The sequence below is a fragment of the Pseudomonas sp. AAC genome (assembly GCF_000725445.1).
Lineage (GTDB): Bacteria > Pseudomonadota > Gammaproteobacteria > Pseudomonadales > Pseudomonadaceae > Pseudomonas > Pseudomonas citronellolis.
The window spans coordinates 863002-876398 of sequence record NZ_KL647095.1 but is presented as its reverse complement, the minus strand read 5'-3'; the positions used below and the strand labels follow the sequence as shown (position 1 = coordinate 876398).

Sequence of the window (13397 nt, the reverse complement as noted above, 5' to 3'; positions counted from 1 at the left end):
CCAGCCATGTCATTGCAGTGTCCTCGCTGTAACTCCCCCAAAATCGCATCTCTGCATCCCGCCATGAAGATCGGCGCCCTGGTCGGCACGGTCGGTGGCGCAGCGCGTGGCGCTTCCGCCGCTCTTGCTGGTGGTCAGGCCGGCGCAGCAGTCGGCGCCATTGCCGGCCCGCTGGGCATTACCCTCGGCTCGTTGTCCGGCGCCATTCTTGGCGGCCTGGCAGGCGGTGTCGGCGGCTGTGCGCTCGGCGCCCAACTCGGCGACCAGTTGGATCGCCACGTGCTCGCCAACAACCTCTGCCTGATTTGCGGGCATCGCTTCAACCTGCCGACCTGATCGGCTTCGTTCTTCGCTTCCCTTCCCTTTCATCCCTTCCGCCGGTGCTGCGCGTGGCGCAGCGCTTTATGCCGGCTATTGCTCACAGGAAACTCATCATGGCTCATCTCATCGAACGTATGGCCTATGTCGGCGAAGCCCCTTGGCATGGCCTGGGCAGCCGTCTGTCCCCGAAACAGCCGCTGGAAGTCTGGCAGCGTGAAGCCGGCATGGACTGGCAGATTCAGGAAAGCCCGGTCCATTTCAAAGCGGATGCGGTTGGCCACCTGGGCAGCATTCACTCCTTCCCTGAACAGAAGGTGCTCTACCGCTCCGATACCAAGGCACCGCTCTCGGTAGTCTCCCAGCGCTATCAGGTAGTGCAGCCGCGAGAGGTGCTGGAGTTCTACCGCGACCTTACCCAGGTTTCCGGCTACGAGTTGGAAACCGCGGGCGTGCTCAAAGGTGGGCGCAAATTCTGGGCGCTGGCGCGCACCGGACAGAACACCTCGCTGAAGGGCAACGACCTGGTCAACGGCTACCTGCTGCTGGCCACCTCCTGCGACGGCACCCTGGCCACCACGGCGACACCGACCACCGTGCGGGTGGTGTGCAACAACACCCTGACCATCGCCGTCGACGGTGCTACCCGGGCGATCAAGGTGCCGCACAGCACCCGCTTCGATGCCCTGGCTGTGAAGAAGCAACTGGGCATCGCCGTCTCGCAATGGGACGAGTTCATGTACCGCATGCGCCACCTGGCCGAGCGCAAGGTGCAGTGGCATGAGGCGATGGGCTACTTCATGCAGGTGCTCTGCGATGCTCAGCCCAACAATCCGCTGCCGGATGCCTTGCCGAATGAACGTGCGCTGCGTCGGGTGCAAAGCCTGTACGAAGGCCGTGGTCGTGGTTCGCAACTGGAAGCCGCCAACGGTACTGCCTGGGGCCTGCTCAATGCCGTCACCGAGTACGTCGACCACGAACGCCGGGCGCGCAGCAACGAGTACCGCATGGACTCGGCCTGGTTCGGCCAGGGGGCAGTGATCAAGCAACGCGCCCTGGATGCGGCCCTACAGTTGGTGGCCTGACGGCCGTTCCCTCCTCTCGTTATCCCTATTCGCCCAAAAGGTTCTGCGGCTGCTCCAGTAGTTCTTTAGCAGCCGCAGCTTTGGGCGTTCTCTTCCACCCGCCGGGGTTCCGCTCCTGTGGAGTGGGCTCCGGTGTTTCATTGGAGGCCTCTCTCATGGGCTGGCTGTTCTCATCCCGTACCCGGTCAGAACTCATCCAAGATCTGATCCGCCCCGAAGACACGGCACGAGCCAGTGTTCGTGTGCTTGTGCATACCTTGCGTGGCAATGTGCTGTGGTCCGTCAGCGAAGTGACGGCGAAAGCTACCGGTGTCCACCCAGACCTCGCGCCTGGCGAGTCGATGCGTTACATCCGTTGTGATCTGCTGCAACGCAGTGGCGGTGAGTGGGGTTACAAAGCCATGGATGAGTCCATGGCGCCGTACTACTACAGCTGTCCGCTGCGCTATCTCGACATGGCCAAGGAACTCTCGCCCGGCTGGCGCGAGAAAGTGCGCGCCCATCACGCACGGCAACGGCAGCCGGCGGCCTCCACAGCCGTTGCTGTAGCCCGGTAAGAGGGAGTGATCGCAGCACCACCTGGATGTGGTCCTCCCATTGATGGCCTGACGGCCGCCCATTCCCCGATGCCCGACCGGCTCTGCCGGCCGGGCATTTTTATGTCCGGAGAAAAACCCTCATGACTCACGCCCATTCCACATCCAACAGAACACGGCAGCGCCCTGCCCTGCGCCTGGTCGGTACCAAGGACCTGTCCCGCGATGACTGGCTGGCGGTACGCAAGCACGGTATCGGCAGTTCGGACGCGGCCGCCGCAGTCGGCCTCAACCCCTACAAGTCGCAGCTGGAGCTGTGGCTGGAAAAAACCGGCCGCGATGCCGGGCTGCCCAAGAGCGATCCGAACGACGAGGAAAGCCCGACCTATTGGGGCAACATCCTCGAGCCCATCGTCGCCAACCACTACTGCCGCCGTACCGGTAACCGGGTACGGCGGATCAATGCCGTGCTACAGCACCCTGATTCCAAGTTGGACTGGATGCTGGCCAACATCGACCGTGAGGTGATCGGCGCAAGCGACGTACAGATCCTCGAATGCAAGACCGCCGGCATCAACGGTGCCCGTCTCTGGAAGGAAGGCATGCCGGTGTACGTGCAGTTACAGGTGATGCACCAGCTAGCCGTCACCGGTAAACAGGCAGCCGACGTGGCCGTGCTGCTCGGTGGCCAGCACCTGGAGATCCATCGCATCGAGCGCGACGAGGAGCTCATTGGCCGATTGATCGAGCTGGAGCGCGACTTCTGGGCCTACGTGCAACGCGATACGCCACCGCCGGCGGATGGTTCCGACTCGGCGGAGCAGGCCCTGCGCTGCCTGTATCCCGAGGACCACGGCCACACCCTGGACTTCACTCAGGACCGGGGGCTGTCAGACGCCTTCGATGAATTGCAGACGGTACGCGCCAGCCTGGAGCTGCAGGGCAAGCGCGAGGCCGAGTTGAAGCAGCAACTACAGCAGGCCATGGGCAATGCCAGCCGGGCCCTGTTCGCCAATGGCACGGTGTCCTGGCGCAAGGCCAAGGACAGCGTGGTGCTCGATGTGCCCCTACTGCTCAAGGAAAAGCCCTACCTACTGGCGCGCTATCCCACCACCAAGGTCGGCAGCCGGCGTTTCCTGATTACCTGATTTCGCTTCCCCCCTTGACCACCCTGGCGTCTCCCCTGCGCCGGAGTGGTCCTTTTTATTCATCCACTGGAGAACCACCATGCTCAAAGGCTTGGCCATTACCCCGCCGGTGCTCGGGCGGATTTCCATCGGCAAGGTCGTCGAGAAGAACGGCAAGCGTCTGCCGGAGAAGGACGATCAATTCACCCTGACCTCGCAGGTGCAGTTGCGCGACGGCTGGCTGCCCCATCCCCTGGACGAGGAACTGCGTAAAGCGCAAGGCGGCAAGATCCGCAGCATTCCGATTCGTCTGTTGTTCAACGCGCCAGAGCTGAACTTCCGCGCCGAGTACTGCCTGTTCGATCGGCAGTCCGGGCGACCGGTATGTGTTGGCAATGGCGAGACCTGCAAGCGTCGTGGTCAGGACGGTATCGCCTCGCTGCCCTGCCCTTCACCGGATGGCTGTCCGCTGGCTAAAGGCGGTGCGTGCAAACCCTACGGTCGCCTCAACGTGGCCATCGGTGATGAGGATCCGTTGGGCAGCTTCGTGTTCCGCACCACCGGCTTCAACAGCATCCGCACCCTAGCAGCGCGGCTGCAGTACCTGCAGGCGATTTCCGGCAACCGCCTGGCGTGCCTGCCGCTGGAGCTGCGTCTGCGCGGCAAGTCCACCCGGCAAAGCCACGGCTCGCCGATCTTCTACGTCGACATCACGGTGCGCAGTGGCCTGTCGATGGAGGAAGCGCTGCTACAAGCCCGGGAACTCGATGAAGCGCGCCAGGCCTCCGGCTTCGACCAGGTGGCGCTGGATGCCACGGCGCGGCTGGGCTTTGCCAATGGCGCGTTCGAGGACAGTGACGAGGAAACCGGTGCCATCGCCGAAGAGTTCTTCCCGGAGCCAACTCCCGAATCGCCACCTTCAACCGCTCCAGTAGCGGAACCGACCACCACGCCGAAACCCACCTTGTCGACGCTACTGAAAGCCCGCGCCGAAGCACGCACTCAACAAGCCGCGGACTGATGTCCGCGGCATCACCCATCACTCAATCTACGAGGAGGATTGCGCCATGAACCTGGTGCGCTTCATTGGTTTGCTGTTCGTGTTCATCGGCGTGCTGGCCAGCTGTGCAGTGGCCGTTGCGCTGCTGGTGCTCATGCTGCGTTTCTGGCCACTACTACTAGTGATCAGTGCAGCCTGCGCAGTCTTCAATGAGTTCTTAGTAAGGAGGCACGCCGGCTAATCAACCGGGGCAATTGAAGGAGCCAGTCTAACTAGCAAGCAATTCGTCGAGGTATCGCAGCAGTTGCATACGCTTCGAAGCCTCTAACTGATGAAACTTGGTCAGAAGCTCAGCCTCGTCTTCCTCAGTCGAATAGAAGTAGGCCGCCGGAACCCCGAGAACCAACCCCAAACGCTCGACAAAGTCGGGAGTGGGAATGCGCTTCCCCAGTTCGTAGCGGTTCATGCGCGCGCTAGCAGACATCGCGTCCAATCCAGCCTCTAGCCCGAGACGCTCCTGCGAGAGCCCCACTCGCATCCGGGCCTGCTTGATTCGGCTTCCCAGCACCGACATCCCGATAACTCGCTGCAAAAGCAGCATCGTGCATGTTGGTACTTCACCAAATACTACCGTTTTGGTAGTGTCGCAATGACACTAGGACCCGAACGGATACCTGCGCCCTAAACCACAAGGACCCGTCCCCATGCGTAAACACTTTTTCGCCGCCACATTACTCAGCCTGATGTCCATTACCGCCGCTCACGCCGGTACCTACGAATGGACTTCCAGCTATACCCAGGGCGTTGAGGAACACCTGGTCGACGACGGCAACGGCAACCAGTTGAACATCACCTGCCCAGACGATGACGAGAGCTCCGTCTCCGCCTACGCCACCATCGCCGGTAAGCGCTACTCCTCCGAACATGACGGCTTCGACGTCATCGTCGACGGCACCACCTTCAGCAACCCCTTCTACACCGACTGCGAAGCCTGCAGTGCCAGCTTCCCGGGCTTCTGGGCTGCGCTGCGCAAGGCCAACTCCCTGCAGCTCAGCGTCGGCGGACAGACGGTGAAACTCCCAACCCAGAACCTTCCCCAAGTTCTCCAACCCCTGACCAGCAAGAAGAACCTCTGCCGCTCCGGCTGGTAACCCTTCCCACACGACATAGAGACAACACCATGGAACAAGAACACGAAACGGCAGACGCGCCGAATGATCTGCCCGCCAGTCCGGAAGTGATCGGCTGGGGCGCCGCCTCGCTCGTCCTCACCATCATTTTCCTGACCGTGAACACCTCAGCAATGGTGTTGGGCGCCAGCTTCATGCTGAAGCTGCTGGCCGGCCTCGTTGGTTTGATAACAGGCTGGATCGGCGCCCTGGTGGGCAACGCGATCCGCAAGTTTGCCCAACCCGATGCGATCTACACCAACGGCGGCGCGCTTCACCTGATCTGGTTGAAAGTGTTCTGGCTGATAGGCCCGCAAGTCATTGGCCTGGTAGTTGGCATCGGCCTCGGATGCTCCCTGGTATTGCGATAAGGAAGACCGATGAAGAGCAAGTTCTATCTGGTGCTGGGCCTGTTGGTCCTGGCGGGCTGTTCGGATGACAAGTCCAAGCTACGCGGACAGTTTCTCTCAGGCTGCGTGCAAGGTGGCTCTCCCAAGCCAGTTTGCACATGCGTCTACGACAAGCTGGAAAAGACCTACTCGACCGAGCAGTTGAAGCAGATTCAGGCAGGGCGAAGCCCGCTGGTATCGAACTTCATGCAGGACAGCATCACGTATGCAAAGGCCTGTATAGCGGAGCAGTGACAGCAACCGTGCCGCTCCCGATCACCTCGGAACCGTGAGCACCAACTAACAAGCATCACGCCCCAAACATAACCAACCCCGCACACGGCCATAACTGGTCGTGTGCGGGGCAGGGGTTCTTTTGTTTTTTGAAAACCCAGGAGCTGCCCGTCGAGACACATCCCAGAAGAGCAAAGCACCACAGCCACACACACTCAAGGACCTGAACCCATGACCCCGACGTACCGCAAAACCCTGCTCGCCCTGGCGATTTCCGCCAGTGCCCTGCCCCTCGCCGCACACGCCCTGACGCTGACCAACAGCGGCCTGGACAGCGAAGGCAACACCTACACCGACAGCACCGAAGTGACCGGCGTTTTCACTGGCAGCGACCAGCCTCTTCGCTTCTACAGCGACACTTTCAATCACGACCTGGTGCTCAACGCCCAGGTGCAGGCCACGGGCGATGACCTCAACGGTATCGACCTGTCCTACGCCGGAGACGATGACAGTCCCTCGCCCATCGGCGCGCCGACCGAGGTGCTCGGCAACCTGCAAAACAAGGGCAGCATCACGGTGAATGGCGCGGGCGTCACCGGCCTGCTGATCGATCCGGCCATCATCCACGGCAACCTGGTCAATGAAGGCACCCTGCAGGTGGCCGGCGGTGTCCTCGAGGGCGATGGTATCCGCGGCCTCAAGTTCGCCGGTCAGTCGGTGTTGCAGGGCGACCTGGTCAATGCTGCCAGCGGCAAGATCCTCGCCGATGGCGAAGAGGCCACGGGCATTCAGCTCAAGGGCGGCACCATCGGCGGCAAGCTGATCAACGATGGCCTGATCCAGGTCAGCGGTACCGGCTCGACAGCGGTCCTCGCCACCTATGACGATGACATGGGGAGCCCGAATCGTGTGGACCTCGGCGGAATTGAGAACCATGGCAGCATCCTGGCCAGCGGCGATGATGCAACCGCGTTGCGTCTCGACGGCGTGAGCTTTGCCAATGCGCCGGTGCAGGTGCTCAACACCGGCACCATCCAGGCTGACGATGCCGCCATCGAGGTGGGGGCCTTCGACATCGACGGTGCGAATGCCGGCAACACGCTGGTCATCCAGAACAACGGCAACCTGATTTCCCAGGACGAAGCCATCGATGCCTCCCAGGCCAGTGGCGGGGTGCACCTGGTGTGGAGTGCCGGCAGCATCACCGGTAACTTGATCGACCTGTCCAACATCGAAGTGAACGGCGACGTGACCTTCAGCGGCACCGACGCCAGCACCGATGGCGCGAACATCCGCCTGAAGGACGGCGGTTGGCTGGATGTTGGTAGCGATGCCGGCAACACGCCGGCACACTTGGAATTCGCTCAGCCGCACACCACGATCCAGGGCAACCTGGATGTGGCGGCCAACTCCTCGCTGGGGCTCAACCTGAGTTCGGCCACGGATCCGAACAAGGCCGTGGTTGCGGTCTCCGGTACCGCGGAGTTCGCCAAGGGCTCGCAGATCCAACTGGCGGCCCAGGGTAATGACTTCAAGGCTCAGGGCACGACCTATACCCTGGTCCAAGCCGGCACCCTGCAGGATGACGGCGTGAGCGTGACCAGCCGTTCGGCCCTGCTGAACGTCAACACCTACAGCAGTGGCGACAATCAGATCGTGGCCAAGGTCAGCACCAAGAGTCAGGATGAAGTCGGCGAGGTGATCGGCCAGGTCGGTGGTTCGGCCAATGCCCAACGTGCGGGCGCAGCTTTCAGCCAGGTGGTAACCGGGCTGGCGCAGAGCAATCCCAACGATCCGGTGTTCCAAGCCTACGTGAATGCCTCGCAGGATCCGGTGGCGCTGAAGAAGCTGACGGAGCAGTTGGCCCCCGAGGTGAATGGTGGTGCAACCCAAGCGGCCACCAGTGGGCAGACGCTGGTGAGCAACGTCACCGGCAATCGCACCAGCAGCCTGCGCGGTGCGTCCTCGGGCGATGTGCTGCAGAACACCGGCATCTGGGCCCAGGCACTGTACAGCGATGCCAACCAGGATCTGCGTAACGGCGTGGCCGGCTTCAACGCTTACAGCCGCGGCATCGCCATCGGCGCCGATGGCAAGCTCACCGACCAGTTGACCCTGGGCGTGGCCTACAGCTTCCTGCACACCAGCGTGAACAGCGACACCGGCAATACCACCGATGTCGATGGCAATGCGCTGACCCTGTACAGCGGCTTCGAACAGGGCAACTACTTCGTCGACGCCAACCTGAGCTATGGGCTCAACGACAACGAGAGCAAGCGTCGCATCGCCGGCACCACGGCCAAGGGTGACTACGACAGCCAGGTCCTGGGCGCCAACGTCGTCGGTGGCTACACCTACCACCTGAACCAGCAGTTCCTGATCGAGCCACGCCTGGCCGCCCGCTATGCGCGCGTCGATATCGATGGCTACCACGAGAAGGGTTCGTCGGCGGCGCTCAAGGTGGATAGCCAGCGCTACGAGGTGGCGGAACTGGGGGCTGGTGTGCGAGTGGCGGGCGACTTCCCGGTCGGCAACGGCAACCTGCAGCCGCAGGCCAAGTTGATGGCCTACCATGACTTCGCCGCGGACGAAGCCCAAAGCACTTCGGCCTTCACGCTGGGTGGCACCCCCTTCGTGAGCCAGGGCGCCAAAGCCGTACGCAACAGCTACGAAGCCGGTGTCGGTGCGGACTACCATCTGGGTGCGGTTACCGTTGGGGTCAGCTACGACTACACCGGCAAGACCGACTTCAACGCCGACACCTTCACCGCCAAGGTCCGTTACGACTTCTGATGAAGCACTACCTTTCCGGCCCACGCGCGTGGGCCGGTTTTCTTCGAGTCCTAGTGGCACTGTTGATCGGCGCCCTCCTCGCCGGCTGCCAATCACCACGCGAAGCGCTGCAGCAGTTGGCATATGGGCATGGGAGGAAACTGGAAATCCTGCCGGGGCAGCCGTTCCCGTTGGCCATGCTGCCACCGCAAGGCACAGAGAAAGCCAATCGCCTGCGCGTCTACCTGGAAGGTGATGGCCACGCCTGGGCCACGGCAACACAACCCAGCCTGGATCCGAGTCCGCACAACCTGCTGGTGGCGCGGCTGGCCGTGGACGATCCGACGCCAAATGCTTATCTGGCGCGGCCTTGCCAGTTCGTCATGACGCCAGCCTGCGACCCCACTTTCTGGACCGATCGGCGCTTTTCGCAGGAGGTGGTCACCAGTCTCAGCCAAGCGCTGGACCATTTGAAACAGCGCTATGGCAATCGGGAGTTTGAGCTGGTGGGATATTCGGGAGGCGCGGCACTGGCACTGCTGCTGGCGGCACAGCGGGAGGACGTCACCCAGGTCCAGACCCTAGCGGGCAATCTCAGCCCACGGCTTTGGGCGGAAATGAAAGGACTATCGCCTCTCGGCGGCTCATTGGATCCATTGGACTATCGGGATCGCCTGGCATCGATACCACAGCGACATCTGGTGGGAGACGTAGATGACGTTGTCCCTGCCTCTCTGGCCAAGGCCTACCTGGAACAGCTAGGGCCATACGCCTGCAGTCAGGTTGTAATCTCTCCGGCTACGGATCACCAGCAAGGCTGGGAGACCGCTTGGAGAAAATGGCGGGGTCAACCGCTAAATTGCAAGAACAATTGAGTCCACAGCCGCAAGCCGCCGGTGACCAGGATTCGTTCTTAGCAAACGAACCACGACCCGTTATCGGCCCAGGCTGTGTAAAAATATGGCCAGTGCTCTTGCTATTCTGCCGTCGGCGGTCATAGCGGGGGTAGTCCATGAAGCGTTTCATCCAAGGTGAGCATCGAAGTCAATGCACTCTGCTGCTCGAGAGCCTGGATAATTACGTCGCGGACACCAACCCTGTTCGAGTAGTCGATGTGTTCGTCGATGAACTCGATCTCGGCCGCTTGGGCTTTGACGGTGTGGTTCCCGCCGAAACAGGCCGCCCTGCGTACCACCCTGCCGTCCTGCTGAAGATATACATCTACGGCTATCTCAATCGCATCCAATCCAGTCGCCGGCTGGAGCGTGAGGCGCAACGCAGCATCGATCTGATGTAGCTGGCCGGACGCCTGACACCGGACTTCAAGACCATCGCCAACCTCCGCAAGAACAACGGCAAAGCCATTCGTGGTGTCTGCCGGCAATTCGTGGTGCTGTGCCAGCAACTCGGTTTGTTCTCCGAAGCACTGGTGGCCATCGACGGTAGCAAGTTCAAGGCGGTCAACAATCGCGACCGCAACTTCACCAGTACCAAGCTGCAACGGCGAATGGAGGAGATCGAATCCAGCATCAGCCGCTACCTCACTGCGCTGGACACTGCCGACCGGCAAAAACTGCCGTGGCGCGGACTAAATCCGAGCGTTTGCACAGCAAGATTGCCACCCTGAAAGCCAAGATGCAGGAGCTCAGGGATGTTGAGGCTCAGTTGGAGACCACCCCGGACAAATAGATTTCTCTTACTGATCCCGACGCACGTTCGATGATGAGTCGCGGCACTGGCATGGTCGGTTACAACGTCTAGGCAGCGGTTGAGACGAAGCATCACCTGATCGTGACGCACGAGGTCACCAGCAATGGCATCGACCGCGATCAGTTGAGTGCGATGGCCAAGCAAGCGCGGGCGGCAATGGGGACGCAATCGCTGTCGGTGGTTGCCGATCGCGGCTACTTCAAAAGCGAGGAAATGCTCGCCTGCCACGAGGCTGGCAGCCCCATCAATCCTCGCCGGCAAGCTTCAGCCAATCCTTTCAACTCTCTGTAACGCGCACCGACCACGATGGTCCTCCCTCAACGAACCGTGACTAGGTACTTCCTCAAGATCCGGCCTTCAATGACGTAGCCGTCGCGCTAGTCCTACAGCGCCTTGCGGCGTGTCAGCGCAAAGCTGGCAACGATCCAACGGCGACCAGCATTTCATCAAATACCGCTCGAACCCTTCCAGGAATGGGGCCACGCTGAGGCCGATAGACGTACAAGCCCCATGCCGGAGGCTCTTCGTCCTGCAACACCTGCACGAGTTGCCCGCTGGCAATATAGGGAGCCGCCATGTAGTCCGCTAGTTGGGCGAATGCGATCCCGGCCAGTGCGGCTCCTATTTCCATTTCGGCATTGTCGGCGATGAGGGTGGGGGCCGCGGGTGTCCACTGCTGTCCCGCTTTGAAGTGCCAAGGCCAGGGGCGGCCGGTATTGATATCCAGGGCTACGGCGATCGGTAGCCCGGCCAACGCATCGATATCGTCAGGGGTGCCCACTTTCTCGATAAGACGTGGAGCGGCAACGATTGGCAGCCTCATGTCGGCTGCCTTGCGCGCGACGAAGCGGCTATCACGCATGAATCCGACCCTGATGCCAACGTCGATCCCATCGTCAACCGTATTACTGATGCGATCGGACAGACGCACATCCAGGGTGATCCCAGGATGACGCGCGGCAACGCGCTCCAATGCAGGTAGAACGGCTCTGGTACCCAGGCTGTACGGTGCGGTGATGCGGACCGTGCCCGACAGTGCAGCCTGCTGGTCGGCAGCAGGCGTTCGCCACAGATCGTCGACCCGCTCCAGTACAGGGCGGACCTGTTCCAGCAGACCTTCGGCAAAGGCGGTGATGCGAACCTGGCGCGTGCTGCGATGAAACAACACCTCGCCGTAGTGTCTCTCCAGTTGCTGAATGGCACGCGTGACACCTTGAGGGGAAGTCCCCAAGCGGACAGCTGCGTCGCGAAAACTGCTGCTTTCAGCCGCCACCCGGAATATATGCAGCAGTTCGATGTCCTTGTTCATTCTCCATGCTCCTAGGCCATCTTCGTTGTGCACTTATTATTCCATATTTTGGAATTCCAAAATCGCAACAATTCCATATACGGCAACCGAGTCATTTCCCAAACTGACAACTCAGCGGAATGCTCCGCTCCGAACCACCAGATGAGGAAACGACATCATGAAATCACGTGCAGCAGTTGCCTTCGGGCCTGGAAAGCCGCTGGAAATCGTCGAGATCGACGTCGAGCCGCCGCGCAAGGGCGAAGTACTCGTCAGGATCACCAATACCGGCGTTTGCCATACCGACGCCTTCACCCTGTCGGGCGACGACCCTGAAGGCCTCTTCCCGGTCGTGTTGGGTCACGAGGGGGCGGGAATCGTTGTGGAGGTGGGTGAAGGTGTGACCAGCGTGAAGCCAGGCGATCACGTCATTCCGCTCTACACCGCCGAATGCGGGGAGTGCCTGTTCTGCAAGTCTGGCAAGACCAACCTGTGTGTCGCGGTTCGCGCAACCCAGGGCAAGGGGCTGATGCCCGATGGTACGACCCGCTTCTCGTACAACGGTCAGCCGCTTTACCACTACATGGGCTGCTCGACCTTCAGCGAATACACCGTGGTCGCCGAAGTCTCGCTGGCCAAGATCAACCCGGACGCCAATCCCGAGCATGTCTGTCTGTTGGGTTGCGGTGTGACCACCGGCATCGGTGCCGTTCACAACACAGCCAAAGTGCAGCCGGGCGACTCGGTGGCCATCTTCGGCCTCGGCGGCATCGGTCTCGCTGCGATTCAGGGGGCACGCCAGGCCAAGGCAGGTCGAATCATCGCCATCGACACTAATCCGGCGAAGTTCGAGCTGGCTCGTACCTTCGGCGCGACCGAATGCCTCAACCCGAAGGACTTCGACAAGCCGATTCACGAGGTTCTCATCGAGATGACCGGCTGGGGTGTCGATCACACCTTCGAGTGCATCGGTAACGTCAACGTGATGCGGTCGGCCCTGGAAGCTGCCCATCGTGGTTGGGGCCAATCGATCGTCATCGGCGTCGCCGGTGCTGGTAAGGAAATCTCGACCCGTCCGTTCCAGCTGGTCACCGGCCGGACCTGGAAGGGCTCTGCTTTCGGCGGAGTTAAGGGACGCACCCAACTCCCGGGCATGGTGGAAGACGCAATGAGAGGCGAGATCGATCTCGCTCCGTTCGTCACCCACACCATGGGCCTCGACGACATCAACAAAGCCTTCGACCTGATGCACGAAGGCAAGTCGATTCGCACAGTGATCCACTACTGATCACTCACGATCCACTCAACACCAACCATCAAGGAAATTAACCATGTCCAATCCTGTCATTTCCGGCGACGGTATCTTCTCGCATGTCTTTATCGGCGCCGCCGACGTTCAGAAGTCGGCTGCGTTCTATGACGCCGCTCTCGGTGCTCTCGGCATCAAGAACCTCGGTCCTTTCGGCAACGGGTGGGTGCTTTTCGGTCGCGAAAAGCCAGCCTTCATCATCGCCCGTCCGGGCAATGGCGCAGCGCCCTCCAGCAACGGCGTGACCATCGGCTTTGCGGCCGCTACTCCCGCCGAAGTGGATGCCTTCCATGCCGCCGGTCTTTCCGCAGGTGGCACCGACGAGGGCCAGCCTGGCCCGCGTGGTCACCTGCCGGGTGCCTATGCGGCCTACCTGCGTGATCCGGCGGGCAACAAGGTTTGCTCGTACACCTTCGTTTGAAAGCAAAGAAGCTGAGGATGCTCTGAAAGGGTCAGCACA

At 61.3% G+C, this 13397-nt stretch carries 15 protein-coding genes and 1 pseudogene; 14 read left to right on the top strand and 2 right to left on the bottom strand.

What is annotated here, in order from left to right:
* Nucleotides 1-63 precede the first annotated feature (63 nt).
* The 6 genes from FG99_RS09390 to FG99_RS32465 all read left to right on the top strand — a co-directional run bounded on the left by FG99_RS09390 (nucleotide 64) and on the right by FG99_RS32465 (nucleotide 4307).
* Nucleotides 64-336 carry a hypothetical protein gene (locus FG99_RS09390; protein ID WP_003150493.1) on the top strand — a complete coding sequence of 91 codons (273 nt, stop codon included), beginning with the start codon at nucleotides 64-66 and terminating at the stop codon, nucleotides 334-336.
* Nucleotides 337-434: 98 nt separating this feature from the next.
* Entirely contained in the window at nucleotides 435-1403 is a 969-nt protein-coding gene (locus FG99_RS09385) for a DUF932 domain-containing protein (RefSeq protein ID WP_043268971.1), read from the top strand.
* Nucleotides 1404-1558: 155 nt separating this feature from the next.
* Nucleotides 1559-1960, top strand: coding sequence for a hypothetical protein (locus tag FG99_RS31250; RefSeq protein ID WP_081884600.1), 402 nt, complete (start codon nucleotides 1559-1561; stop codon nucleotides 1958-1960).
* A gap of 122 nt (nucleotides 1961-2082) precedes the next feature.
* A complete protein-coding gene (locus tag FG99_RS09375; protein ID WP_043268967.1) occupies nucleotides 2083-3087 on the top strand; it encodes a YqaJ viral recombinase family nuclease in 1005 nt (334 codons plus the stop codon).
* A gap of 79 nt (nucleotides 3088-3166) precedes the next feature.
* A complete protein-coding gene (locus FG99_RS09370) occupies nucleotides 3167-4087 on the top strand; it encodes a recombination directionality factor (RefSeq protein ID WP_043268966.1) in 921 nt (306 codons plus the stop codon).
* Nucleotides 4088-4133: 46 nt separating this feature from the next.
* Nucleotides 4134-4307, top strand: coding sequence for a hypothetical protein (locus FG99_RS32465; protein ID WP_023105896.1), 174 nt, complete (start codon nucleotides 4134-4136; stop codon nucleotides 4305-4307).
* Nucleotides 4308-4334: 27 nt separating this feature from the next.
* Here the strand turns inward: FG99_RS32465 and FG99_RS09365 are convergent, their stop codons facing one another.
* Complete coding sequence (locus FG99_RS09365) at nucleotides 4335-4667, bottom strand: helix-turn-helix domain-containing protein (RefSeq protein WP_228380054.1); 333 nt, start codon at nucleotides 4665-4667, stop codon at nucleotides 4335-4337.
* Between the two features lie 103 nt (nucleotides 4668-4770).
* Between FG99_RS09365 and FG99_RS09360 the strand changes: the two genes are divergently transcribed.
* The 6 genes and pseudogenes from FG99_RS09360 to FG99_RS31240 all read left to right on the top strand — a co-directional run.
* Nucleotides 4771-5217, top strand: a complete 447-nt coding sequence (locus FG99_RS09360; protein WP_043268964.1) for a hypothetical protein — start codon at nucleotides 4771-4773, stop codon at nucleotides 5215-5217.
* Nucleotides 5218-5246: 29 nt separating this feature from the next.
* Nucleotides 5247-5606 (top strand): hypothetical protein, encoded by a 360-nt coding sequence (locus tag FG99_RS09355; protein WP_034077542.1) that lies wholly within the window; start codon nucleotides 5247-5249, stop codon nucleotides 5604-5606.
* A 9-nt stretch (nucleotides 5607-5615) separates the two neighbouring features.
* Nucleotides 5616-5879, top strand: coding sequence for a hypothetical protein (locus FG99_RS09350; protein WP_023101161.1), 264 nt, complete (start codon nucleotides 5616-5618; stop codon nucleotides 5877-5879).
* Between the two features lie 210 nt (nucleotides 5880-6089).
* A complete protein-coding gene (locus FG99_RS09345; RefSeq protein WP_043268961.1) occupies nucleotides 6090-8651 on the top strand; it encodes an autotransporter family protein in 2562 nt (853 codons plus the stop codon).
* Nucleotides 8651-9505: a hypothetical protein gene (locus FG99_RS31245; protein WP_023105891.1), complete on the top strand. Its 855-nt coding sequence runs from the start codon at nucleotides 8651-8653 to the stop codon at nucleotides 9503-9505. Before FG99_RS09345 ends, FG99_RS31245 begins: the two co-directional genes overlap by 1 nt.
* Before the next feature lie 137 nt (nucleotides 9506-9642).
* Nucleotides 9643-10577: pseudogene (locus FG99_RS31240) on the top strand (IS1182 family transposase); the annotation flags it as partial.
* A 166-nt stretch (nucleotides 10578-10743) separates the two neighbouring features.
* Here FG99_RS31240 and FG99_RS09335 read toward each other — a convergent pair.
* The gene (locus FG99_RS09335; RefSeq protein ID WP_023105885.1) at nucleotides 10744-11649 is read right to left on the bottom strand and encodes a LysR family transcriptional regulator; all 906 of its coding nucleotides are present in this window, start codon (nucleotides 11647-11649) and stop codon (nucleotides 10744-10746) included.
* A gap of 157 nt (nucleotides 11650-11806) precedes the next feature.
* Here FG99_RS09335 and FG99_RS09330 point away from each other — a divergent pair, with 157 nt between their 5' ends.
* Nucleotides 11807-12916 (top strand): S-(hydroxymethyl)glutathione dehydrogenase/class III alcohol dehydrogenase, encoded by a 1110-nt coding sequence (locus tag FG99_RS09330; protein WP_023105884.1) that lies wholly within the window; start codon nucleotides 11807-11809, stop codon nucleotides 12914-12916.
* Nucleotides 12917-12959: 43 nt separating this feature from the next.
* The gene (locus tag FG99_RS09325; RefSeq protein WP_023105883.1) at nucleotides 12960-13358 is read left to right on the top strand and encodes a VOC family protein; all 399 of its coding nucleotides are present in this window, start codon (nucleotides 12960-12962) and stop codon (nucleotides 13356-13358) included.
* Nucleotides 13359-13397: the final 39 nt, after the last annotated feature.

What these genes read in the sequence shown, in the direction of transcription:
- FG99_RS09390 (WP_003150493.1), top strand. Translation starts at nt 64, where the DNA reads ATGAAGATCGGCGCCCTGGTCGGCACGGTCGGTGGCGCAGCGCGTGGC.
- FG99_RS09385 (WP_043268971.1), top strand. Translation starts at nt 435, where the DNA reads ATGGCTCATCTCATCGAACGTATGGCCTATGTCGGCGAAGCCCCTTGG.
- FG99_RS31250 (WP_081884600.1), top strand. Translation starts at nt 1,559, where the DNA reads ATGGGCTGGCTGTTCTCATCCCGTACCCGGTCAGAACTCATCCAAGAT.
- FG99_RS09375 (WP_043268967.1), top strand. Translation starts at nt 2,083, where the DNA reads ATGACTCACGCCCATTCCACATCCAACAGAACACGGCAGCGCCCTGCC.
- FG99_RS09370 (WP_043268966.1), top strand. Translation starts at nt 3,167, where the DNA reads ATGCTCAAAGGCTTGGCCATTACCCCGCCGGTGCTCGGGCGGATTTCC.
- FG99_RS32465 (WP_023105896.1), top strand. Translation starts at nt 4,134, where the DNA reads ATGAACCTGGTGCGCTTCATTGGTTTGCTGTTCGTGTTCATCGGCGTG.
- FG99_RS09365 (WP_228380054.1), bottom strand. Translation starts at nt 4,667, where the DNA reads ATGCTGCTTTTGCAGCGAGTTATCGGGATGTCGGTGCTGGGAAGCCGA.
- FG99_RS09360 (WP_043268964.1), top strand. Translation starts at nt 4,771, where the DNA reads ATGCGTAAACACTTTTTCGCCGCCACATTACTCAGCCTGATGTCCATT.
- FG99_RS09355 (WP_034077542.1), top strand. Translation starts at nt 5,247, where the DNA reads ATGGAACAAGAACACGAAACGGCAGACGCGCCGAATGATCTGCCCGCC.
- FG99_RS09350 (WP_023101161.1), top strand. Translation starts at nt 5,616, where the DNA reads ATGAAGAGCAAGTTCTATCTGGTGCTGGGCCTGTTGGTCCTGGCGGGC.
- FG99_RS09345 (WP_043268961.1), top strand. Translation starts at nt 6,090, where the DNA reads ATGACCCCGACGTACCGCAAAACCCTGCTCGCCCTGGCGATTTCCGCC.
- FG99_RS31245 (WP_023105891.1), top strand. Translation starts at nt 8,651, where the DNA reads ATGAAGCACTACCTTTCCGGCCCACGCGCGTGGGCCGGTTTTCTTCGA.
- FG99_RS09335 (WP_023105885.1), bottom strand. Translation starts at nt 11,649, where the DNA reads ATGAACAAGGACATCGAACTGCTGCATATATTCCGGGTGGCGGCTGAA.
- FG99_RS09330 (WP_023105884.1), top strand. Translation starts at nt 11,807, where the DNA reads ATGAAATCACGTGCAGCAGTTGCCTTCGGGCCTGGAAAGCCGCTGGAA.
- FG99_RS09325 (WP_023105883.1), top strand. Translation starts at nt 12,960, where the DNA reads ATGTCCAATCCTGTCATTTCCGGCGACGGTATCTTCTCGCATGTCTTT.